This window comes from Citrobacter sp. MGH 55, assembly GCF_016906145.1.
In the GTDB taxonomy this organism is placed as follows: Bacteria; Pseudomonadota; Gammaproteobacteria; order Enterobacterales; family Enterobacteriaceae; genus Citrobacter_A; species Citrobacter_A amalonaticus.
Window position 1 is genome coordinate 4,477,678 of record NZ_CP070239.1, and the last position, 23,574, is coordinate 4,501,251.

General features: G+C 53.6%; 21 protein-coding genes. 14 read left to right on the top strand and 7 right to left on the bottom strand.

The annotated features are described in order from the left end of the window. Window positions 1-21: 21 nt before the first annotated feature. Window positions 22-684: a fructose-6-phosphate aldolase gene (gene fsa / locus JTI98_RS18575; RefSeq protein ID WP_216081644.1), complete on the bottom strand. Its 663-nt coding sequence runs from the start codon at window positions 682-684 to the stop codon at window positions 22-24. A gap of 131 nt (window positions 685-815) precedes the next feature. Here fsa and JTI98_RS18580 point away from each other — a divergent pair, with 131 nt between their 5' ends. From JTI98_RS18580 to JTI98_RS18595, 4 genes are all read left to right on the top strand, one after another. Continuing rightward, entirely contained in the window at window positions 816-1,715 is a 900-nt protein-coding gene (locus JTI98_RS18580; RefSeq protein ID WP_216081645.1) for a glycyl-radical enzyme activating protein, read from the top strand. A gap of 4 nt (window positions 1,716-1,719) precedes the next feature. Next, window positions 1,720-4,152, top strand: coding sequence for a glycyl radical protein (locus tag JTI98_RS18585; protein ID WP_216081646.1), 2,433 nt, complete (start codon window positions 1,720-1,722; stop codon window positions 4,150-4,152). A 146-nt stretch (window positions 4,153-4,298) separates the two neighbouring features. Further along, window positions 4,299-5,114: a Cof-type HAD-IIB family hydrolase gene (locus JTI98_RS18590; RefSeq protein WP_216081647.1), complete on the top strand. Its 816-nt coding sequence runs from the start codon at window positions 4,299-4,301 to the stop codon at window positions 5,112-5,114. A gap of 148 nt (window positions 5,115-5,262) precedes the next feature. Next, window positions 5,263-6,525 carry a DUF1479 domain-containing protein gene (locus JTI98_RS18595; protein WP_043001262.1) on the top strand — a complete coding sequence of 421 codons (1,263 nt, stop codon included), beginning with the start codon at window positions 5,263-5,265 and terminating at the stop codon, window positions 6,523-6,525. Here the strand turns inward: JTI98_RS18595 and JTI98_RS18600 are convergent. After that, window positions 6,522-7,595: a LacI family DNA-binding transcriptional regulator gene (locus tag JTI98_RS18600; RefSeq protein ID WP_216081648.1), complete on the bottom strand. Its 1,074-nt coding sequence runs from the start codon at window positions 7,593-7,595 to the stop codon at window positions 6,522-6,524. The two genes, JTI98_RS18595 and JTI98_RS18600, sit on opposite strands and share 4 nt — an antisense overlap. 285 nt (window positions 7,596-7,880) lie before the next feature. Here JTI98_RS18600 and JTI98_RS18605 point away from each other — a divergent pair, with 285 nt between their 5' ends. Both JTI98_RS18605 and JTI98_RS18610 read left to right on the top strand, forming a co-directional pair. Beyond that, a complete protein-coding gene (locus JTI98_RS18605; protein WP_043001264.1) occupies window positions 7,881-9,182 on the top strand; it encodes an MFS transporter in 1,302 nt (433 codons plus the stop codon). Between the two features lie 17 nt (window positions 9,183-9,199). Continuing rightward, window positions 9,200-11,563: a TIM-barrel domain-containing protein gene (locus tag JTI98_RS18610; RefSeq protein WP_216081649.1), complete on the top strand. Its 2,364-nt coding sequence runs from the start codon at window positions 9,200-9,202 to the stop codon at window positions 11,561-11,563. A gap of 181 nt (window positions 11,564-11,744) precedes the next feature. Here the strand turns inward: JTI98_RS18610 and JTI98_RS18615 are convergent, their stop codons facing one another. Then, complete coding sequence (locus JTI98_RS18615; protein WP_044256415.1) at window positions 11,745-13,340, bottom strand: ABC-F family ATPase; 1,596 nt, start codon at window positions 13,338-13,340, stop codon at window positions 11,745-11,747. A gap of 217 nt (window positions 13,341-13,557) precedes the next feature. Here JTI98_RS18615 and ldtB point away from each other — a divergent pair, with 217 nt between their 5' ends. Further along, complete coding sequence (gene ldtB / locus JTI98_RS18620) at window positions 13,558-14,478, top strand: L,D-transpeptidase (protein WP_046401463.1); 921 nt, start codon at window positions 13,558-13,560, stop codon at window positions 14,476-14,478. A 65-nt stretch (window positions 14,479-14,543) separates the two neighbouring features. On the opposite strand, the gene JTI98_RS18625 is transcribed toward ldtB, so the two are convergent. Further along, window positions 14,544-15,653 carry an anion transporter gene (locus JTI98_RS18625; protein ID WP_044327522.1) on the bottom strand — a complete coding sequence of 370 codons (1,110 nt, stop codon included), beginning with the start codon at window positions 15,651-15,653 and terminating at the stop codon, window positions 14,544-14,546. Then, complete coding sequence (mntR, locus tag JTI98_RS18630; protein ID WP_043001268.1) at window positions 15,650-16,123, bottom strand: manganese-binding transcriptional regulator MntR; 474 nt, start codon at window positions 16,121-16,123, stop codon at window positions 15,650-15,652. The genes JTI98_RS18625 and mntR overlap by 4 nt, the downstream gene beginning before the upstream one ends. A 185-nt stretch (window positions 16,124-16,308) precedes the next feature. Here mntR and mntS point away from each other — a divergent pair, with 185 nt between their 5' ends. Both mntS and JTI98_RS18640 read left to right on the top strand, forming a co-directional pair. Then, window positions 16,309-16,437 carry a manganase accumulation protein MntS gene (gene mntS, locus JTI98_RS18635; RefSeq protein ID WP_043001269.1) on the top strand — a complete coding sequence of 43 codons (129 nt, stop codon included), beginning with the start codon at window positions 16,309-16,311 and terminating at the stop codon, window positions 16,435-16,437. A 277-nt stretch (window positions 16,438-16,714) separates the two neighbouring features. Further along, the gene (locus JTI98_RS18640) at window positions 16,715-18,301 is read left to right on the top strand and encodes a phosphoethanolamine transferase (RefSeq protein ID WP_046401464.1); all 1,587 of its coding nucleotides are present in this window, start codon (window positions 16,715-16,717) and stop codon (window positions 18,299-18,301) included. Window positions 18,302-18,365: 64 nt separating this feature from the next. On the opposite strand, the gene ompX is transcribed toward JTI98_RS18640, so the two are convergent. Then, window positions 18,366-18,881 (bottom strand): outer membrane protein OmpX, encoded by a 516-nt coding sequence (ompX, locus tag JTI98_RS18645; RefSeq protein WP_043001271.1) that lies wholly within the window; start codon window positions 18,879-18,881, stop codon window positions 18,366-18,368. A 73-nt stretch (window positions 18,882-18,954) separates the two neighbouring features. Continuing rightward, window positions 18,955-18,999, bottom strand: coding sequence for a hypothetical protein (locus JTI98_RS18650; RefSeq protein ID WP_125340082.1), 45 nt, complete (start codon window positions 18,997-18,999; stop codon window positions 18,955-18,957). A gap of 270 nt (window positions 19,000-19,269) precedes the next feature. Between JTI98_RS18650 and rhtA the strand changes: the two genes are divergently transcribed. The 5 genes from rhtA to glnQ all read left to right on the top strand — a co-directional run bounded on the left by rhtA (window position 19,270) and on the right by glnQ (window position 23,547). Next, a complete protein-coding gene (gene rhtA, locus JTI98_RS18655) occupies window positions 19,270-20,157 on the top strand; it encodes a threonine/homoserine exporter RhtA (RefSeq protein WP_216081650.1) in 888 nt (295 codons plus the stop codon). 309 nt (window positions 20,158-20,466) lie between these two features. Further along, window positions 20,467-20,970 carry a DNA starvation/stationary phase protection protein Dps gene (gene dps, locus JTI98_RS18660; RefSeq protein ID WP_042320427.1) on the top strand — a complete coding sequence of 168 codons (504 nt, stop codon included), beginning with the start codon at window positions 20,467-20,469 and terminating at the stop codon, window positions 20,968-20,970. Window positions 20,971-21,334: 364 nt separating this feature from the next. Further along, window positions 21,335-22,081: a glutamine ABC transporter substrate-binding protein GlnH gene (glnH, locus tag JTI98_RS18665; protein ID WP_043001273.1), complete on the top strand. Its 747-nt coding sequence runs from the start codon at window positions 21,335-21,337 to the stop codon at window positions 22,079-22,081. Window positions 22,082-22,168: 87 nt separating this feature from the next. Then, a complete protein-coding gene (gene glnP, locus JTI98_RS18670; protein WP_043001274.1) occupies window positions 22,169-22,828 on the top strand; it encodes a glutamine ABC transporter permease GlnP in 660 nt (219 codons plus the stop codon). Further along, window positions 22,825-23,547, top strand: coding sequence for a glutamine ABC transporter ATP-binding protein GlnQ (gene glnQ / locus JTI98_RS18675; RefSeq protein ID WP_043001275.1), 723 nt, complete (start codon window positions 22,825-22,827; stop codon window positions 23,545-23,547). Before glnP ends, glnQ begins: the two co-directional genes overlap by 4 nt. Window positions 23,548-23,574: the final 27 nt, after the last annotated feature.

Below are 23,574 nucleotides of genomic sequence, written 5' to 3' on the forward strand. Positions count from 1 at the left end.
TTGCCTTATCCGGCCTGCAACTTACAGCGACGTGCGCCCAAAGGCACTCTGCCAGTCGTGTTCAAACTTCGCCACCGCCGCATCAACAGCCGGAGAGCGAATCAGCTGCTGGGCAACGTCCAGCGGTAAGGTGATGGATTCACAACCCGCCAGCAGACAATCCAGCGCCTGACGCGGTGTTTTGAAACTGGCGGCCAGCACTTTGGCATGCGGCGCATGCATCGTCAGTAAATTCTGCAAATCGTTGACGGTCTGAATGCCATCGCCGCCCTGCGCGTCTACGCGGTTCACGTAAGGCGCAACATACTCCGCCCCCGCCAGCGCCGACAGCAGCCCCTGCGCCGCCCCGTACACCGCCGTTCCCAGCGTCGGGATGCCTTCCTCTTTCAGCAGTTTGATCGCCGCCAGACCTTCCGCTGTGACCGGCACTTTCACCACGATATCAGCAATGATCCCACGCAGTTTGCGCGCATCGCTCACCATCCCTTGTGCCGTAGTCGCCATCACCTGAGCGAACAGACGCCCCTGTCCTCCCATCACTTCATGCAATTGTGGCAATAAGACATCCAACGGTTTTTTCCCCGCCGCCACAATACTGGGGTTGGTGGTCACGCCCGCCAGCGGGAAAACTCGCGCCAGCGTTTTCACCGCGTCAACATCGGACGTATCCAGATAGAGTTCCATAATCATTCCTCAACGACTCGTTAGCATAAATGAAAGATACCACGGCAAAACCTTTCTGTTAGTTGACGCACGTCAACATAACTTTCATTCGAAAGTTATTTAATCTTTATACGAAACAAATGAGGCCGTTTATGATTTTCAATATTCAGCGCTATTCTACACACGATGGCCCCGGTATCCGCACCGTGGTGTTCCTTAAAGGATGCTCTCTAGGCTGTCGCTGGTGTCAGAATCCGGAAAGCCGGGCGCGCACGCAGGATCTGCTGTTTGATGCACGTTTGTGCCTCGAAGGCTGCGAGCTTTGCGTAAAGGCGGCGCCGGGCGTCATCGAACGCGCGCTGAATGGCCTCCTTATCCATCGCGAAAAACTCACTGACGCGCATCTTACCCGCCTGACCGATTGTTGCCCCACTCAGGCATTGACCGTCTGCGGTGAAGTCAAAAGCGTGGATGAAATAATGACCACCGTTCTGCGCGATAAACCTTTTTATGACCGCAGCGGCGGCGGTATTACGCTTTCGGGCGGCGAACCGTTTATGCAGCCAGAGCTGGCCGCGTCGCTGTTTAAAGCCAGCCACGAAGCGGGTGTTCATACCGCAGTTGAAACCTGTCTGCATGTGCCGTGGAAATACATTGAACCTTCATTGCCCTGGATCGATCTGTTCCTTGCAGATTTGAAACACGTTGCCGACGCGCCGTTTAAGCAATGGACGGATGGCAGCGCATCACGCGTGCTGGAAAACCTGAAAAAGCTCGCCGCTGCCGGGAAAAAAATCATCATCCGCGTTCCGCTGGTTCAGGGGTTTAACGCGGATGAAGAGGCCATTAAAGCGATTACCGATTTTGCCGCCGACGAACTGCACGTCAGCGAGATCCACTTTTTGCCCTACCACACGCTGGGCATCAATAAATACCACTTGCTCAACCAACCCTACCACGCGCCGGATAAGCCGCTGGATGCACCCGATCTGCTCGCCTTTGCGCAGCAGTACGCCTGCACGAAAGGTTTGACCGCGACTTTACGAGGATAAACCCATGACCCAACTGAAACTGGATACGCTCAGCGACCGCATCAAAGCACACAAAACCGCGCTGGTGCATATCGTCAAACCACCGGTCTGTACCGAACGCGCGCAGCATTACACTGAAATGTACCAGCAGCATCTGGACAAGCCGATTCCGGTACGCCGCGCGCTGGCGCTGGCACATCATCTGGCACAACGAACCATCTGGATCAAACACGACGAGCTGATCATCGGTAACCAGGCAAGCGAAGTCCGCGCCGCGCCGATCTTCCCTGAATACACCGTGTCATGGATTGAAAAAGAAATCGACGACCTGGCGGACAGACCAGGGGCTGGTTTTGCGGTCAGTGAAGAGAACAAGCGCGTCCTGCATGCCGTGTGCCCGTGGTGGCGCGGTCAGACCGTTCAGGACCGCTGCTACGGCATGTTTACCGATGAGCAAAAAGGGTTGCTGGAAACCGGTATTATCAAAGCTGAAGGCAACATGACCTCCGGTGACGCACACCTGGCGGTGAACTTCCCGCTGCTGCTGGAAAAAGGCATTGACGGCCTGCGGGAAAAAGTCGCAGAGCGCCGTTCTCGTATTAACCTGACTGTTCTCGAGGATCTGCATGGCGAGCAGTTTCTGAAAGCCATTGATATTGTGCTGGTTGCCGTCAGTGACCACATCGCCCGCTTCGCCGAACTGGCACGTAAAATGGCGAGTGAAGAGACGCGTATCAGCCGTCGTAACGAACTCCTGGCGATAGCAGAAAACTGCGATCTGATCGCCCACCAGCCGCCGCAAACTTTCTGGCAGGCGCTGCAACTGTGCTACTTCATCCAGTTGATTCTGCAAATTGAGTCCAATGGTCACTCGGTGTCGTTCGGGCGTATGGACCAGTATCTTTATCCGTACTACCGCCGTGACGTGGAGCTGAACCAGTCGCTGGACCGCGAACACGCCATTGAACTGCTGCACAGCTGCTGGCTTAAGCTGCTGGAAGTGAACAAAATCCGTTCCGGATCGCACTCTAAAGCCTCTGCAGGCAGCCCCCTCTATCAGAACGTCACCATTGGCGGACAAAGCCTGGTTAACGGTCAACCGATGGATGCGGTCAATCCGCTCTCTTACGCGATCCTTGAATCGTGCGGTCGTCTGCGCTCCACTCAGCCTAACCTCAGCGTGCGTTATCACGCCGGGATGAGCAATGACTTCCTCGACGCCTGCGTGCAGGTGATCCGCTGTGGCTTTGGGATGCCAGCATTTAACAACGATGAAATTGTCATCCCGGAATTTATCAAACTCGGAATTGAGCCGCAGGACGCCTACGATTACGCAGCGATCGGTTGTATCGAAACCGCGGTCGGCGGCAAGTGGGGCTACCGCTGCACCGGCATGAGCTTTATCAACTTTGCCCGCGTGATGCTCGCTGCGCTGGAAGGCGGTCGTGACGCCACCAGCGGGAAAGTCTTCCTGCCGCAGGAAAAAGCGCTTTCCGCCGGTAACTTCAACAATTTCGATGAGGTGATGGCCGCATGGGATGCGCAAATCCGCTACTACACGCGTAAATCGATTGAGATTGAGTATGTGGTCGACACCATGCTTGAAGAGAACGTGCACGATATTCTCTGCTCGGCACTGGTGGATGACTGCATCGAACGGGCGAAGAGCATTAAACAAGGTGGGGCGAAGTATGACTGGGTATCCGGCTTGCAGGTGGGTATCGCCAACCTCGGCAACAGCCTGGCTGCGGTGAAAAAACTGGTCTTTGAACAGGGGGCCATCGGTCAGCAACAGCTTGCGGCCGCGCTGGCGGATGATTTTGACGGCCTGACTCATGAGCAGTTGCGTCAGCGTTTAATCAACGGCGCGCCGAAGTATGGCAACGATGATGACACGGTCGACACCCTGCTGGCTCGCGCTTACCAGACCTATATTGATGAACTGAAGCAGTACCATAACCCACGCTATGGACGTGGTCCGATCGGCGGCAATTATTACGCGGGCACCTCGTCTATCTCGGCAAACGTACCGTTCGGCGCAGCGACCATGGCCACACCAGATGGGCGTAAAGCCCATACTCCGCTGGCCGAAGGGGCAAGCCCGGCGTCCGGTACTGACCATCTTGGTCCAACGGCGGTGATTGGCTCGGTCGGTAAACTGCCTACCGGTTCGATTCTGGGCGGCGTACTGTTAAACCAGAAGCTGAACCCGGCAACGCTGGAAAATGAATCCGACAAGCAGAAACTGATGATCCTGCTGCGCACCTTCTTTGAAGAGCACAAAGGTTGGCACATTCAGTACAACATCGTGTCGCGCGAAACCTTGCTGGAGGCGAAAAAACATCCTGATCAGTACCGTGATCTGGTGGTCCGTGTCGCCGGTTATTCCGCGTTCTTCACTGCGCTTTCACCGGACGCGCAGGACGATATCATCGCCCGTACCGAACATATGCTGTAATTCTCCCCGTAGGCCGGATGGCGACACAAAGCGTCTTATCCGGCCTATTCGTCCCTCTTCACCGCTTTCATTCGAAATAAATTTGTGCTTTAGGTCACATTGTTATTAAAATGTTTCTGGTCGCAGTTTTGAGCCAGGAGCTTTATATGACCGTTAAAGTTATCGTCACCGATATGGACGGAACTTTTCTCAATGACGCCAAAAAGTACGATCACACACGATTTATGGCGCAGTACCATGAGCTAAAAAAACGCAACATTGAATTCGTCGTCGCCAGCGGCAATCAGTATTACCAGCTCATCTCTTTCTTCCCCGAACTCAAAGACGAGATCTCTTTCGTTGCCGAAAACGGCGCGCTGGTGTTTGAGCATGGCAAACAGCTTTTTCACGGCGAACTCACGCGTCACGAATCTCAGGTTGTGATGGGCGAATTGCTGAAAGATAAACAGCTCAACTTTGTGGCCTGCGGTCTGCAAAGCGCGTACGTCAGTGAAAACGCGCCGGAACCCTTTGTCGCACTGATGTCGAAGCACTACCACCGCCTGAAGCCGGTGAAGGACTACCATGACATCGACGACGTGCTGTTTAAGTTCTCGCTGAATCTGCCAGACCAGCAGATCCCGTTGGTTATCGACCACCTGCACACGGCGCTGGACGGTATTATGAAACCCGTGACCAGCGGTTTCGGCTTTATCGATCTGATCATTCCGGGGCTGCACAAAGCGAATGGTATCAGCCGATTGCTGAAACGGTGGAACCTTTCACCAAAAGAAGTCGTGGCGATTGGCGACAGCGGCAATGATGCAGAAATGCTGAAAATGGCGCACTACGCTTTCGCGATGGCGAATGCCACCGACAGTATCAAAGCAATCGCCCGCTTTAAGACGGATGACAATAACCATGACGGCGCGCTGAACGTGATTCAGGCCGTGCTGGATAACACCGCCCCTTTCAACGTGTGACGGCAATAACCGGAACACCCTGTTCCGGTTTTATTTTCTTCCCCCCTGTTTGCCACCTCAACATTTTAAACTTGCATTAACTTTTTTATAACTTATATTATCACCTGTAAGATAAATAAGTTTCGAATGAAAGTTATGCGAGGTGGTTATGGCTTTTTCCTTCACAAGCGACACATTACCGGTCGACCATAAAGCGGCGATCCGTCAGATGAAGCAGGAACTGCGGGCGCAGCTCGGCGACGTCCAACAGATCTTCAGCCAGATTAGCGATACCATTGCCACCCGCGTGGCGGAAATCAACGCACTTAACGCACAGGGCGCCCCGGTGTGGCCTGAGCTATCGTATGCCGATATCAACGCTGGCACCGTCACGGCGCAGCAGCGCGAACAGATCAAACGTCGCGGCTGTGCGGTCATCAAAGGTCACTTCCCACGTGAGCAGGCGCTGGCCTGGGATCAGTCGATGCTGGACTATCTGGACAGAAACCGTTTTGACGAGGTGTACAAAGGCCCCGGCGATAACTTCTTTGGCACCCTCACCGCTTCGCGTCCGGAGATTTATCCGATCTACTGGTCGCAGGCGCAAATGCAGGCCAGACAGAGTGAGGAGATGGCTAACGTGCAGTCGTTCCTCAACCGTCTGTGGACCTTTGAAAGCGAGGGCAAGCAGTGGTTTAACCCGGATGTCAGCGTGATCTACCCAGACAGGATCCGTCGCCGTCCACCGGGAACCACGTCAAAAGGGCTGGGCGCGCACACCGATTCCGGCGCGCTGGAACGCTGGCTGCTGCCGGCCTATCAGCGCGTCTTCGCGAATGTGTTTAACGGCAAGCTGGCGGAATACGATCCGTGGCAGGCCGCCCATCGTACGGAAGTGGAAGAGTATACGGTGGACAACACCACCAAATGTTCAGTATTTCGCACCTTCCAGGGCTGGACCGCACTGTCGGATATGTTGCCCGGTCAGGGTTTACTGCATGTCGTCCCCATTCCGGAAGCCATGGCCTATGTGCTTTTACGTCCTTTGCTCGATGATGTTCCGGAAGATGAACTGTGTGGCGTGGCGCCAGGGCGGGTACTGCCGATATCCGAACAATGGCATCCTTTGTTGATTGAGGCGCTTACCAGTATTCCGCCACTGGAAGCAGGCGATTCCGTCTGGTGGCATTGCGATGTGATTCACTCCGTGGCGCCGGTCGACAATCAGCAGGGCTGGGGCAATGTGATGTATATTCCCGCCGCCCCGCTGTGCGAGAAAAATCTGGCCTATGCGCACAGCGTGAAGGCCGCGCTGGAGAAAGGCGCGTCACCGGGCGATTTCCCGCGAGAGGATTACGAAACAGACTGGGAAGGCCGCTTCACGCTGGCGGATTTGAATATCCACGGCAAGCGCGCGCTGGGGATGAGTTAACGGTCATACAGACCTTCCTGTTCAACGGCGGTGCGTCGTTTCCCCTGACGTATCCGCCGGACCGACTCCCGTACCGCAAGCGTACCATTGAGTAACAACGAACTGACTGGCGCCTCCGGGCGCACCAGACGTTGCTGGAGCATATACACCGCTTCTGTCCCCAACTCATCCCGGGGAACATGAACTGCTGTTAAGGGGACATCCTGAATCGACGCCAGATTAAAACCATCGATACTCATCACCGAGATATCCTGAGGGACACGTAATCCCCGTTTTTGCAGCGCGCTGATGACCCCTGCCGCCATAAAATCTCCCCCGACTAAAAAGGCGGTGGGTAAATCTTGCCCTTTTCTCTCGCGAATCCATTCACTGACCAGTTGTTCTGTCTCTCTGGCGCTAAAATTTGTGGCGACCAGCAGATCGCGGTCGTCAGTGAACTTCATGTTATGTGACCGCCACGCATCGCGGATCCCTGCTAAGCGCAGCTCCATTGTGTATCGGCGCAGGCAGAGAACGTTCATCACCTCACGATGCCCCATTTCAAACAGATAGCCCGCCGCTCGTTCACCAATCGCCCGATGATCGGGTGCCACCACGGGAAGACGCATGAGCCGATCGCGACAGTTAATCAACAGGCACGGTTTTCCGACATCAACGGCTAAATCATGAATATGCGGATCGTCGATCCCCAGCAAAATAGCGGCATGCGTATCCGGTTCGTTCATTCGCGCCAGAAACAATTGCGCATCACTGTCATGTTCCTCAAGAGCGCAGTAGCGCAACCGGACTTCGTGCGAAGCCAGTCCTTTATTCACACTCTGGATCACACGGTAATAAAAGATGTCGGACCGCTCATCAAATGCCCGCTGTGGCGCAAAGATCATCAGGCTATTGAGTAGCAGACGTCCTGCCGCCATCCCCTCCATCACACCCAGTTCACGTGCGCATTCCAGCACGAGACGCCGGGCGTTGTCGCTGGTGTTGGACTTACCCGCCAGCACACGCGAAACGGTGCTGATCGAGAGCTGCGTTCGGGCGGCAATTTCCTTGATTTTTAACCTTTTATCCATTTTGTGATCTTGCTCCACTTGCCTCATGAAAAAATTTTCACGACCTGAAATTGAAGCTCTGACTGGCTTCAAATGAATATTGACAGATGACTGCGTGCATTGATGAGAAAGCTTGCACAAATTCTGCTATTGGTCGCCCATTTTCTCCCTTAAGGTGAATTTGTCATACAGCTTCCATACTAGTTGTATAGCAACTTCATCGCTTAACGCAATAAAAACTAAAGCGATAACCGTATGACATTTTAAACATTCATCCCCCTACCGTCCGTCTTGTGGAGACAGAAAATGAGTCAGGACATCAACAATACGGTTGCGACAAGCAAGCCCCGTCGCGTCATAAAAAATCTGCGCTGGTATGTGCTGGTACTTTTTTTACTCGGCGTCACCGTTAACTACATCACCCGAAATTCATTAGGCATTCTGGCACCGGAACTGAAAGAGAACCTGGGCATCACTACCGAGCAATATTCGTGGATTGTCGGCGCATTTCAGATTGCCTACACCATTTTCCAGCCGTTATGCGGATGGCTGATCGACGTGATTGGTTTGAAAATTGGCTTCATGGTTTGCGCTGGTATCTGGGCGCTCATGTGTATTTTTCATGCCGGTGCCGGAAGCTGGTTGCATCTTGCGATCCTGCGCTTTTTTATGGGTGCCTCAGAAGCGGCCGCAACCCCAGCCAACGCGAAAACAATTGGCGAATGGTTTCCGAAATCAGAGCGTCCCGTCGCTGCCGGCTGGGCTGGTGTCGGCTTTTCCATTGGCGCGATGCTCGCGCCGCCTATCATCTACTTCGCGCACGCCTCGTTTGGCTGGCAGGGTGCGTTTATGTTTACCGGTGTGCTGGCGCTGGTGTGGGTCGTCCTGTGGTGGGCGTTCTATCACAACCCGGAACAGCATCCGAATCTGAGTAAAGATGAACTGGACTTTATTAAGCAGGATAACGAACCACCAGCCGTCAAGCTGCCTTTCCTGACAGCGTTAAAAACCGTCTCAAAAAACAAACGATTCTATGGTATCGCCATCCCGGCTTTTATGGCGGAGCCGGCCTGGGCCGTACTGAGCTTCTGGGTGCCGCTGTATCTCGCCAAAGAACACGGTATGGATCTGAAGCAGATCGCGATGTTTGCCTGGCTACCGTTCCTGGCCGCCGATCTCGGCAGCGTAGCGAGTGGCTACCTGACGCGTCTGTATACCCGCTGGTTCGGCTGCTCCCGCGTTAACTCGGTCGTAGCCAGCTCCGTGACGGGCGCGTTCCTGATGATCTCTCTGGCCATTGTGGCCATTACCCGCGACCCGTATATCACCATTGTCCTGATCTCTATTGGCGGCTTCGGACATCAGATCATCTCCTGCATGCTGAGTGCGCTCGTTGTCGAGTCGTTTGATAAAGGCCAGATGGCCACCGTTAACGGTATGCGCGGTTCGGCGGCGTGGATCGCCAGCTTCCTGTTCTCTCTTTTGATTGGTGTTACGGCTGACAAAATCGGCTTTAACCCCCTCTTCATTGCCATGGGTTTCTTTGACCTGATTGGCGCTGTTTTCCTGGTGGCATTTATTGCTGAACGTCGCGCCAAGCGCGCCTGATCGTGGATGTATTGCATATGAAAACCCTGAAAAACTGGACCCTTGATAAACAATCGGCCACTCACCTTGAACTGGTGGTGGATAAACAGCACCGTCTGTGTCTTTACGTACTGGAAGAAAATCTCTTCCGTGTGCTGATCAAACGCAAAGGTGAACTGGCGCTGGACCGAACCTGGAGCATCGCGCCTGAAAAAGACGTACCGTGGGAAGGTCGGCACCGCGACGACATCAGCGGTTTCAGTTGCCCGGACTGGACGCTTTCACAGCAGGACGATAGCGTGACGGTGTCGACCCACCAACTGCGCGTCACCGTCCATCAACCACTGTGGCTGGAGTGGGAATATCGTAACGATGCCGGCGCCTGGCAGTCGCTGGTCAACGATCGCGCCACCAGCGCCTATCTGATCAACGCCCACGGCGATGGTGTCGCACATTACCTGAGCCGCCGTAAAGACGAACGTTTCTACGGCCTGGGTGAAAAAGCCGGCGATCTACAGCGTAACGGTAAGCGCTATGAAATGCGTAATCTGGATGCGATGGGTTACAACGCCGTGAGCACCGACCCGCTGTACAAACACATCCCGTTCACTCTCACCCGCCGCGACGACGTGAGCTACGGCCTGTTTTACGACAACCTGAGCAGTTGCTGGCTGGATTTGGGGAACGAGATCGATAATTATCACACCGCTTATCGCCGCTGGCAGGCGGAAGCAGGCGATATTGATTACTACCTGTTTACCGGCAAACGGGTACTGGACGTCACCAAAGCCTTTGTGCGCCTGACCGGGAAAACGCTGTTTGGGCCGAAGTGGAGTCTGGGCTACAGCGGTTCCACGATGCACTATACCGACGCGCCGGACGCGCAAAACCAGCTCATGAACTTTATCCGACTGTGTGAAGAACACGCGATTCCGTGCGACTCGTTCCAGCTCTCGTCGGGATATACCTCAATTAACGGTAAGCGCTATGTCTTTAACTGGAACTACGACAAAGTGCCGCAACCTAAAGTGATGAGTCAGGCATTCCACGATGCCGGGCTGAAGCTTGCTGCCAACATCAAGCCCTGTCTGTTGCAGGATCACCCTCGCTATAACGACGTCGCGGAAAGCGGCCTGTTTATTCGTGATTCAGAAACCGATTCACCGGAACGTTCCAGTTTCTGGGATGACGAAGGATCGCACCTCGACTTTACCAACCCGCAGACCATTCAGTGGTGGCAGAACGGTGTGACGACGCAACTGCTGGAGATGGGCATCGACTCCACCTGGAACGATAACAACGAGTTCGAAGTGTGGGACGGCGAAGCGCGCTGTTACGGCTTTGGCAAGGAAATTGCCATCAAACACATTCGCCCGGTGATGCCGTTACTGATGATGCGCGCCTCGCTGGAAGCGCAACAGCGTTTTGCCCCGGATAAGCGACCGTATCTGATTTCCCGCTCGGGTTGCGCCGGTATGCAACGTTACGTTCAGACCTGGAGCGGCGATAACCGCACCAGTTGGGACACGCTGCGTTATAACACCCGCATGGGGCTGGGAATGAGTCTTTCCGGGCTGTTCAACGTCGGTCACGATGTCGGCGGATTCTCTGGCGATAAACCCGACGCCGAACTGTTCGTAAGATGGGTACAGAATGGGGTGATGCATCCACGCTTTACCATTCACTCGTGGAATGACGACCATACGGTGAACGAGCCATGGATGTATCCGGGCGTGACGCCAGCCATTCGCAGCGCGATAGCGCTGCGTTATCGGCTGCTGCCCTATCTCTACACCCTGCTCTGGCAGGCGCATGCCGATGACGAACCGATGCTACGTCCGACGTTCCTCGACCATGAGCATGACGCGCAGACCTTTGAAGAATGCGATGATTTCCTGTTGGGCCGCGACATACTGGTGGCAAGCGTGGTAGAAGCGGGTCAGCGTGAGCGCCGCGTCTGGCTGCCGGATAACGAAACCGGCTGGTACGATTTTTACACTCACGAGTGGTTCTCTGGCGGTCAGTGGATCACCCGTGATGCGCCGCTGGAAAAACTGCCGCTGCTGGTACGCGCCGGGGCGGGTCTGCCGTTTAGCGAGCGCATTACCCATGTGTCCGCTGAAAAAGACAACACCCGCGAGCTGAAGCTGTTCCCGGTGAAGGGCGTCGGCACGACCACCGGAATGCTGTTTGAAGACGATGGCGAAAGCTGGGGCTACCAGAACGGCAATGCGCTGTGGGTGGAGTGGGAAATGCAATGCGACGGCGCAACCATTAACCTGAAGGTGAACGCCCGCGGGGATTATCGTCCGGCGTGGAAATCCCTGAAGGTATCGTTACCGACAGGCGAAAGACGCTCGCTGTTGGTAAATGGCGTTGAAGGGAGTGAGTGGGTGTTGTAGTGCGGGCTGATACCCTAACCCTCTCCCACGGGGAGAGGGAACAGGAGCACGCCTCCTTTCCCTAAGTATTTCGCGCTGCAGGAAGGCGGCAAACCTGTGAATCCCCGGGAGCTTACATAAGTAAGTGACCGGGGTGAACAGGTGAAGCCAACGCATCTGCAGCGTGAAAGACGACGGGAAATTAGTTGTCGATCCCTTTACTGCGCAGGTAGTCTTCGTAGTTGCCGCTGAAGTCCACCACGCGCTCTGGGGTGATTTCCAGCACGCGGGTCGCCAGCGAGCTCACAAATTCACGGTCGTGAGAAACGAAGATCAGGGTACCCTGATACATCTCCAGCGCCATGTTCAGCGATTCGATGGATTCCATATCGAGGTGGTTAGTCGGTTCATCCATGACCAGAATGTTTGGTTTCTGCATCATCAATTTACCGAACAGCATGCGACCCTTTTCACCACCCGACAGCACCTTAGCTGGCTTTTTGATATCGTCCTGGCTGAACAGCAGACGACCGAGGATGCTGCGCACCGCCTGTTCGTCATCGCCTTCCTGCTTCCACTGACTCATCCAGTCGAAGACCGTCAGATCGTTTTCGAATTCATATTCGTGATCCTGCGCGTAATAACCAATGCGCGCGTTCTCCGACCATTTCACGGTACCGCTGTCGGCGTCCAGATCGCCCACCAGCGTTTTCAGCAGCGTCGATTTACCCACGCCGTTGGTCCCCAGTACCGCCAGCTTTTCACCGACTTCCAGCAGCAGGTTCACGCCTTTAAACAGCGGACCGTTATCAAAACCTTTGCTGATCGCTTCCACTTCCAGCGCGTTACGGAACAGTTTCTTGTCCTGCTCAAAGCGGATAAACGGGTTCTGACGGCTGGATGCCTTCACTTCATCGAGTTTGATTTTATCAATCTGACGGGCACGAGACGTCGCCTGACGAGATTTAGAGGCGTTGGCACTAAAACGGCTGACGAAGGATTGCAGGTCGGCAATCTGCGCTTTTTTCTTGGCGTTATCCGCCAGCAGACGTTCGCGCGCCTGCGTCGCGGCGGTCATATATTCGTCGTAGTTCCCCGGATAAATTCGCAGTTCGCCGTAGTCGAGATCCGCCATGTGCGTGCACACCATGTTCAGGAAGTGACGGTCGTGCGAAATGATGATCATGGTGCTGTCACGTTCGTTCAGCACCTGCTCCAGCCAGCGAATGGTATCGATGTCCAGGTTGTTGGTCGGTTCGTCGAGCAGCAGAATATCCGGATTGGAAAACAGCGCCTGGGCCAGCAGTACACGCAGCTTCCAGCCGGGAGCGACTTCGCTCATCGGACCGTAGTGTTGCTCTACCGGAATACCAACGCCAAGCAGCAGTTCACCGGCGCGCGCTTCAGCCGAGTAACCGTCCATTTCGCCGTATTTCACTTCCAGATCGGCCACCTTGTAGCCATCTTCTTCGCTCATCTCCGGCAAGGCGTAGATACGATCGCGCTCCTGCTTCACTTCCCACAGTTCCCCGTGGCCCATGATCACCGTATCGAGCACCGTGAACTCTTCAAAAGCAAACTGATCCTGGCGCAGCTTACCGATACGCTCGTTCGGATCGAGAGAAACGTTACCCAGCGTCGGCTCAAGGTCGCCGCCGAGAATTTTCATAAAGGTGGATTTACCGCTACCGTTGGCGCCAATCAGGCCGTAACGGTTGCCGCCGCCAAATTTGACGGAAATGTTTTCGAACAGCGGCTTACTGCCGAACTGCATGGTGACGTTGCTGGAAACTAACACGGACGTATCCTAAAGAATATGTGACAAACCGCGTATTATGCCACAAGTCTGAAATAAGATCGCGCCTCGTCGCAAACGACTACACTGGGGTAACAGGAAAAAAATGTGATTTCGTACACATCTGAATTCCCTGTTAACAGGAATGCACATATAATGCGCTCCCAACACTACAGAATTCTCAACCCAACAGCCTGCCAGGCAATGAATCTCGCATAACATGAATATGAAATTAACAACGTTTTTCGCGGCAGCACTCGCGGTCGTCGGCTTTTGCAATACCGCATCCGCTGTCACTTATCCCCTGCCAACGGATGGTAGTCGCGTCATTGGTCAGAATCAGGTTATCACCATCCCGGAAGGTAACACGCAGCCGCTGGAATATTTTGCTGCTGAATACCAGATGGGACTTTCCAACATGCTGGAAGCCAACCCGGGCGTGGATACCTTCCTGCCAAAAGGCGGCACCGTGTTGAATATTCCGCAGCAGTTGATTCTGCCGGACACCGTGCACGAAGGCATCGTGATTAACAGCGCGGAAATGCGTCTGTACTACTACCCGAAGGGCACCAATACGGTGATCGTCCTGCCTATCGGTATCGGTCAGTTAGGTAAAGACACGCCTATCAACTGGACCACCAAAGTAGAACGTAAGAAAGCCGGTCCGACCTGGACGCCAACCGCGAAAATGCACGCTGAATATCGTGCCGCAGGTGAACCGCTGCCTGCCGTTGTTCCGGCAGGTCCGGATAACCCGATGGGTCTGTACGCGCTGTACATTGGGCGTCTGTACGCCATTCACGGTACTAACGCCAACTTCGGTATCGGCCTGCGCGTGAGCCACGGCTGCGTGCGTCTGCGTAACGAAGACATCAAATTCCTGTTCCAGAATGTGCCTGTCGGCACGCGCGTACAGTTTATTGATGAGCCGGTAAAAGCGACCACTGAGCCAGATGGCAGCCGTTACATCGAAGTTCACAACCCACTGTCGACCACTGAAGCGCAGTTTGAAGGCGGCGAAATCGTACCGATTACCCTGTCGAAGAGCATTCAGAACATCACCAATCAGGCCGATGTTGACCAGAGTATTGTGGAACAAGCGATTCAGAACCGTTCAGGGATGCCGGTTCGTCTGAACTGATACGAATCTGGACAATAAAAAGGGCGGATAATTTTTCCGCCCTTTTTTGTTGATTTTATTTGGGATTATCTCAGCAGTAACAGCCCATACCCCACCAACGCCGCCCACACCAGCATCGGCAGTGAATAGAGATGAAAGCGCCACCAGATGCGTCGGTCGTTTGCCATCCGTAGCGCAATCAAATTCGCCAGCGATCCCGGCAACAAACCAAATCCACCGATGTTGACCGCCCATGCCAGCAGCACGGTCGGAGGCACGTAATTCAGCAGTAAGATGGTGCCGGGAACATTGCTGATAAACTGCGACAGGCCAATTGCCGTCAGCCACAGGCCGGGTTCAGACAGCGAGCCGACGTGACTTAACGTTCCCTGCAACGCCGGCAGTTGCGTCAGTAGATGAACATCAATAAACATCGCCATAAACACCAGCAACAGCGTCCAGTCAATACTCAACACCACACGCCGCGCCAGTAACAGAAACCCCAGCGCGACAATCGCCAGCCCTACCAGCTCTTGTTTGAACTCCAGCGCCGTCAGAAAGACGATGTACAGCCCCAGACACCCCCATACCAGTCGCGGCTGCCATTGCGGCGCATGCGTGCCGGTGTGGTACGACAGCGGCTTATTAGGGAAGCAGAACCAGCACACGACCAGCAGCGTCACCATCATCGCAACGGCAAGCGGCGCCATCTGGCTGATAAAGGCAAAAAATGAGAGACCAGAACGCCCCCACAGCAAAATGTTTTGTGGGTTGCCGATGGGCGTTAACAGCGAGCCAGCATTCACGGCCAGCGCTTCAAAAATAATCAGCCGGTTGACCGGTATCGCACACAGTTTCTTCAGCGTAATGGTCAGCGGCACAACGATAAAAAGCGCGACGTCGTTGGTCAGAAAAGTGGAAAGCAGCGCCGCTGCCAGCACCATGAACATCGCCAGACGGCGTTCAGTCGCAAAGCGGCGGGTCATTTTACGTCCCAGCACATCGAAATAGCCGCTAAGCTCAACGCCTTTCGTCAGCAACATCAGGCCGCTCAGGATGATAATGGTGTGCCAGTCAATAGCGCCAGGCCACGTCCGTGGCGTGAACGGCACCCACAGACTCAACGCCACGCCAACGACAATCAATAGCTGAAAAAAACGGTCGCGTTTCAACGCCCGCAATATAGGCAGGTTCATTCAACGGAAGTTCCGTGTTGTTCGGTAAACAGCCGAAATGCGTCCAGCGTCTCCTGACTGACATGATGCTCCATCCCCTCGGCATCGCGACGAGCAATCTCAGCGCTCACCCCCAGCACCAGCAGGAAGTTCTCCACGATCTGATGGCGCTCACGGCTTTCCTGCGCCAGCTTCTCCCCTTCCGGGGTTAAGAAAACGCCGCGCCAGGGGATCATTTCGATCAATCCCACCGAGGCCAGGCGTTTGAGCATCTTCGCCACCGTGGGTTGGGACACCCCGAGCCGGGCCGCCATATCCACCTGACGCGCCTCCCCGACCTCAATAATCAGGTCAGAAATCAACTCAACGTAGTCGTCGATCAGTTCGCGGCGATGCGCCTCTCTCACCTGACGAAACCCTTCAACGTGTTCTTCAACGTTCACTAACTGCGTCACTTTTTTTGTTGTTGGCATACCTGCGCGACGACTCATTCTGCTTCCTCATTCCTGTGACGCGTTAACAGCATCTAATTGGAGAGCGTCCATTGTAAACCAGAGTTGCCCTGGCACAAAAAATTAACGTTTTAGCAATAGCTATATAATATAGCCTGTGCTATATCTGTATGTAATGCAGTCATCTCTCACGGATCGAGGGACCAGAACGTCAGGAGGTCAATATGAACGAGTTCAAGAGGTGTATGCGCGTGTTCAGTCATTCTCCCTTTAAAGTCCGGTTAATGCTGCTCTCAATGCTGTGCGATATGATCAACAGCAAACCTGAGCAGGATAAGCCCTCGGATAAATAACGCGGCGTCGCGGTACGCCGCGTCATCTGGCTGTCATCTATGGCCGTTACACTTCTGCTTATGTCAAAATAGCCCTTCTTTTTGTCGGATTTGCTAACCCCTTCGCAAAACAATTTCTGTCTGCCCGTTGACCTTCACATTCACACGCTCTATCTTCTTGCAGCCCTGCCTAACTTGCGGCTCGCAGATGCGGACCTCTTTCCCTCTTCACGCACTCTCAGCAGGTAATGACCCTTGGCGCCAGGGTAAGCACATGGCGTTTTTACGATAGTGGCATATGAATTTAACCGTCAAAGAATCACTTCTTGCTCGCAGCCGGGCCCTAAGCCCGTGGACTGGCTTTTATGTTTTGCAGTCGCTGCTGATCAACCTGGCGCTGGGCTATCCGTTTAGTCTGCTGTATACCCTTGCCTTCACCTGCATATTGCAGTTGCTCTGGCGGAGCGCGCCGAAAGCGCAGAAGGTGCTGATCGGCGTGTGTTCGCTGGTCGCCGCCTGTTACTTTCCTTTCGGCCAGGCCTACGGATCGCCAAACTTTAATACGCTGCTGGCACTACACTCGACCAATATGGAAGAGTCCACGGAAATCCTGACGATTTTCCCCTGGTATAATTACCTGATGGGGGTGTTTATCTTTGCCCTTGGCGTGATCGCCGTGCGTCGCAAACCTGACGAAGAGAAGAAACGCTGGAATAAATATGACAGCCTGTGCCTGCTGTTCAGCGTCGTGGCTTTTTTTGTCACCCCCGTACAGAACCTGGCCTGGGGCGGTGTGTTTAAATTAAAGGATACCGGCTATCCGGTGTTCCGTTTCGCCAAAGACGTCATCGTCAATAACAATGAAGTCATTGACGAGCAGGAGCGCATGGCGAAGTTAGCCAGCATGAAAGACACCTGGACTGTCACCGCTGTGAAGCCGAAATATCACACCTATGTGGTGGTGATCGGTGAAAGCGCTCGTCGTGATGCGCTGGGGGCGTTTGGCGGTCACTGGGATAACACTCCGTTTGCCAGCAGCGTTAACGGCTACCTGTTTGCCGATTACGTCGCGGCCAGCGGGTCAACGCAAAAATCGCTCGGGCTGACCCTCAACCGGGTCGTTGATGATAAGCCGCAGTATCAGGACAACTTTGTCACGCTGGCAAACCGCGCCGGTTTCCAGACGTGGTGGTTCTCGAATCAGGGACAAATCGGCGAATACGATACCGCTATCGCCAGTATCGCAAAGCGGGCTGATGAAGTGCATTTTCTTAAAAACGGTGACTTCGAGGCGGACAAAAACACCCAGGACGAGGCGCTGTTAAAAATGACCGCACAGGTGCTGGAAACGGAACGCACCCAGCCGCAGCTGATTGTCCTGCATCTGATGGGGTCTCATCCACAGGCCTGCGATCGGACAAAAGGCAAGTACGACACGTTCGTCCAGTCGAAAGAAACCTCCTGCTATCTCTATACCATGACTCAGACCGACGACCTGCTGCGAAAACTGTACGATCAGCTCCGCAACAGCGGCGACAGTTTCTCGCTGGCGTATTTCTCCGATCACGGTCTCGCCTTTAAAGAGCGCGGGAAGGAAGTACAGTACCTGGCGCATGACGACCAGTTCCAGCAAAACTTTCAGGTCCCGTTTATGGTGCTCTCCAGCGATGACAAAGCGCATAAAGTCATCAAAGCGCGGCGCTCCGCCAACGACTTCCTTGGCTTTTTCTCACAGTGGACAGGGATCAGTGCAAAAGAGATTAAGCTGAAGTACCGGTTTATCTCTGAACAGAAAGCCGGGCCGGTGTATATCACCAATTTCAAATTGCAGAAGGTGGATTATAACCACCTGGGAACCGATATCTTTAGCACCAAATCTCGCTAACATCTTGAAACACAGCTAAAAAAAATCCGCCCCTTGAGGCGGATTTTTTATATCACGGACGTGATTAGAAGCGGTAACCGACGCCTGCGATCCAGGTGCCAACGTCAACGCTACGAATACGGCTCTGCTCGTAAGAGAAGTCCAGAGCAACATTTTCGATCGGGTTGAACTGCACACCTGCGCCATAAGAGAAACCATAATCGCTGGTGTCATCTTTATGCGTCGGGTAGTTGGTGTCCTGGAATTTACCGTAGCCCACACCCACAACACCGTAGATGCTTGCCCAGTCGTTCAGACGATAAGCCGGACCAGCAGTGATGCCGTAGTACTGAGTTTTGTTGTAATCGCCTGCACCGTTAGTACGATCTTTTTCGGTGTAAGTGAAGGAACCGATTACGCCCAGCGGGTTGTTGTCCTGCTCATAGCGATACTTCAGGTTGAAACCGTTCATTTTGTTCGCCGCGCCCTGAGCATCGCTCTGAGCATAACCACCGGTAACGGTAGACGTTGCAGCGACAGCGGAACCTGCGGAGATAGCCAGAACAGCGGCCAGTGCTGAAAGACATGCAATTTTTTTCATAACCACCTCAAATGTGCTTCAAATAAATCCTAAGTGTTAAATATATCAAAAATTGATGAGAAACTCTTTGCGATTAGTGATGTCTAACGGGCAATTTCATGTAACAGAACGTTTCCATCAACCGCTATCTCTTTCAATTAACATCACTTTTCCAGATATTTTCCCCATTATTACGCGCATAATAAAGGACATTCATCCAGATTATTCCTAATCTGCCAGCGCATTAATCCATCAATTTGCCGCCATTTTACGGCTTTCCAGAAATTTTTTTTCAACGAAGACTCAACCGTAGATGGTTATTTCCATTACACTGCCTCTTTTACTTTTCTATACACAAATCAGGCAAGTTGCTGGATGGCGTGTATCTACAGTTATGTCGGGAGAACGGATGCCAGGGTCGTTACGTAAAACGCCAGTTTGGCTGCCTGTTTTAGTACTGCTTATTGCCATGGCCTCAATCCAGAGCGGCGCATCACTGGCAAAATCATTGTTTCCGCTGGTTGGCGCGCCCGGTGTCACCGCCCTCCGTCTGGCGTTAGGCACGCTGATTCTTATTGTCTTCTTCAAGCCATGGCGTCTGCGGTTTGCCAAAGAGCAGCGTCTGCCGCTGCTTTTTTACGGTCTGTCGCTGGGGGGAATGAACTACCTCTTCTATCTGTCAATTCAGACGGTCCCGCTGGGGATCGCTGTCGCGCTGGAGTTTACCGGGCCGCTGGCGGTCGCCCTGTTCTCTTCGCGACGCCCCGTTGATTTTATCTGGGTGGTACTGGCGGTTCTCGGACTCTGGTTCCTGCTTCCGCTGGGTCAGGACGTTTCGCATGTCGACCTGTTCGGCGCCACCATGGCACTGGGCGCAGGCGCCTGCTGGGCTATCTATATTCTCAGCGGACAACGCGCCGGCGCTGAGCACGGCCCGGCCACCGTCGCGATAGGTTCGCTGATTGCGGCTCTGGTTTTCGTCCCACTTGGGGCTGTGCAGGCCGGGGAAGCGCTCTGGCACTGGTCTGTCATTCCGCTGGGTCTGGCGGTTGCGGTACTGTCGACAGCGCTCCCCTACTCGCTGGAGATGATTGCCTTAACCCGTCTGCCTACGCGCACCTTTGGTACGCTGATGAGTATGGAACCCGCACTGGCCGCACTGGCAGGTATCCTGTTTCTGGGCGAAATGCTCACGTTTGTCCAGTTGCTGGCGCTTGGCGCGATCATTGCCGCCTCGATGGGCTCGACGTTGACCATTCGACGGGAAAGCAAAATAAAAGAGGTTGATGTAAATTAATTTTACATTTCTGCATGGTTGCATAACCATGCAGAATATCTTCCCGCTGTTTTCCCTGTATTTTCCTGATATTTCCCCACCGTCTATCTGCCCCGTACCGACTATTTATCCGCCTTCTCATGTCGGCATCAGAATATTGTTACCGCCGGTCTAACCCTTGCGCAACTACATGAATAGTAATGCAATTAAATACCAATGGTGTTAAATACTATTAAAGCGATAGGCAGAGCCAGAAAAGCAGGAATCATAACCGGTGCTATACTGAATCTCGTAAATTACTGGGACATAACATCAAGAGGATATGAAATTATGAGTACCGCTAAATTGGTAAAAACAAAAGCGTCCAATCTGCTTTATACCCGCAACGATGTCTCTGACAGCGATAAGAAAGCAACGGTTGAGTTGCTGAATCGTCAGGTGATCCAGTTTATCGACCTGTCACTGATCACCAAGCAGGCCCACTGGAATATGCGTGGCGCTAATTTTATTGCCGTCCATGAGATGCTGGATGGCTTCCGTACGGCATTAACCGACCATCTCGATACCATGGCAGAGCGTGCCGTACAGCTGGGCGGTGTGGCGTTGGGGACTACGCAGGTTATTAACAGCAAAACGCCGTTGAAAAGCTATCCGCTGGATATCCATACCGTTCAGGATCATCTGAAAGAACTGGCAGACCGTTATGCTGTCGTCGCTAACGATGTGCGTAAAGCCATCAGCGAAGCGAAAGACGAAGATACCGCCGATATCTTTACCGCCGCATCCCGCGATCTCGACAAATTCCTGTGGTTCATCGAATCCAACATCGAATAATCGCCTCATAAGTATTCCCTCTACTACCCTCGCCACGGCGGGGGTTTTGCACTTTTATGGTGCACCACATCGTCACCACTCCGTCGTAAAGTAAAATATTTGTAATAATCACCTCACACAATCGTTAACGAAAGATTGTTTTATCAACGATCTTTGCGCTAAATAGGCAGACCGTTCACGCCCCCTCCAGGCTGCACTAAATCAGTGCCCCAGAATGGTGCAAAAAGCGAGTTTTGCTCCGAGACCTGTGCACAAGCGTGTAGTCCCCTCTTGTTAAAACAAGGGGTTGCAAAACTGGCACGATTTTTTCATTACATTTATCGTTCTCGCAGGGGATCGCCCCGTGGATAAAAAAGGAAATGCTATGAAGTCTGTATTAAAAGTTTCACTGGCAGCACTTGCTCTGGCTTTTGCGGTGTCCTCTCATGCCGCGGATAAGAAACTGGTTGTCGCAACTGACACCGCGTTCGTGCCGTTTGAATTCAAACAGGGTGACAAATACGTTGGCTTTGATGTGGACCTGTGGGCCGCCGTAGCAAAAGAACTGAAGCTGGATTATGAACTGAAACCGATGGATTTCAGCGGCATTATCCCGGCGCTGCAAACCAAAAACGTTGACCTGGCGCTGGCGGGCATCACCATTACTGACGAGCGCAAAAAAGCGATCGATTTCTCTGACGGTTACTACAAAAGCGGTCTGTTAGTGATGGTGAAAACCAACAACAACGACGTAAAAAGCGTAAAAGATCTGGACGGTAAAGTGGTCGCGGTGAAGAGCGGTACTGGCTCCGTTGATTACGCCAAAGCCAACATCAAAACGAAAGATTTGCGTCAGTTCCCGAACATCGATAACGCCTACATGGAACTGGGTACCAACCGCGCAGACGCGGTTCTGCACGATACGCCGAACATCCTGTATTTCATCAAAACCGCAGGTAACGGCCAGTTCAAAGCGGTGGGTGAATCACTGGAAGCGCAGCAGTACGGTATCGCATTCCCGAAAGGCAGCGACGAACTGCGCGAGAAAGTGAATGGCGCGCTGAAAACGCTGCGTGACAACGGTACTTATAACGAAATCTACAAAAAATGGTTCGGTACTGAACCTAAATAATAATGGCTTTGCCTTCAGATGTTGCCCGGGGGCGCTAAGCGTACCGGGCATTTGATTTTTTTTTCACCACGGTAACAGGAACAACATATGCAGTTTGACTGGAGCGCCATCTGGCCCGCCATTCCGATCCTGCTTCAGGGCGCCAAAATGACCCTTTGGATCTCCATCCTCGGTCTGGCTGGCGGGATCATCATCGGCTTGCTGGCGGGTTTAGCCCGAACTTATGGCGGCTGGATCGCCAATCACGTCTCTCTCGTCTTCATTGAAGTCATCCGCGGCACGCCGATCGTCGTCCAGGTGATGTACATCTATTTCGCCCTGCCGATGGCTTTCCCGGACTTGCGCATCGACACCTTCAGCGCCGCCGTTATCACGATCATGATTAACTCCGGTGCCTATATCGCGGAAATCACTCGTGGTTCGGTCCTGTCGATCCATAAAGGATTTAGCGAAGCGGGTCTGGCGCTGGGTCTTTCCCGTCGGGAAACCATCCGTCATGTGATCATGCCACTTGCGCTGCGTCGTATGCTGCCTTCGCTCGGTAACCAGCTCATCATCAGTATCAAAGATACATCGCTGTTTATCGTCATCGGCGCGGCGGAACTGACCCGCAGCGGTCAGGAAATTATTGCCGGCAATTTCCGTGCCCTGGAAATCTGGACTGCGGTGGGTGTTATTTACCTCATCATCACGCAAGTCCTGAACATCGTGCTTCGTAGTCTGGAAAGAAGGATGAAAATCCTGTGATTGAATTTAAAAACGTCTCAAAGCATTTTGGCCCGACCCAGGTGCTGCATAACATCGATCTGAGCATTAAGCAGGGCGAAGTGGTGGTGATTATCGGGCCATCGGGTTCCGGTAAATCCACGTTGTTGCGCTGCATAAATAAACTCGAAGAGATTACCTCCGGCGATCTGATCGTTGATGGGCTCAAGGTCAACGACCCGAAGGTCGACGAGCGTCTGATCCGTCAGGAAGCCGGGATGGTGTTCCAGCAGTTCTATCTTTTCCCTCATCTGACCGCGCTGGAAAACGTCATGTTTGGCCCGTTGCGCGTTCGTGGGACGAAGAAAGACGCTGCCGAGAAGCAGGCAAAAGAGCTGTTGGCGAAAGTGGGTCTGGCCGAGCGCGCTCACCACTACCCGTCTGAGCTTTCCGGCGGTCAGCAACAGCGTGTGGCGATTGCCCGCGCCCTGGCGGTGAAGCCGAAGATGATGCTGTTTGATGAACCGACCTCTGCGCTCGATCCGGAACTGCGCCACGAAGTACTGAAAGTGATGCAGGATCTGGCGGAAGAAGGGATGACGATGGTCATCGTTACGCACGAAATCGGCTTTGCCGAAAAAGTCGCCTCACGCCTGATCTTCATCGATAAGGGCCGTATTGCCGAGGACGGTAATCCGCAAACCCTGATTGAAAACCCGCCAAGCCAGCGTTTGCAGGAGTTCTTGCAGCACGTTTCCTGACGGCCTGCCTCCCTTCCATCTGGAAGG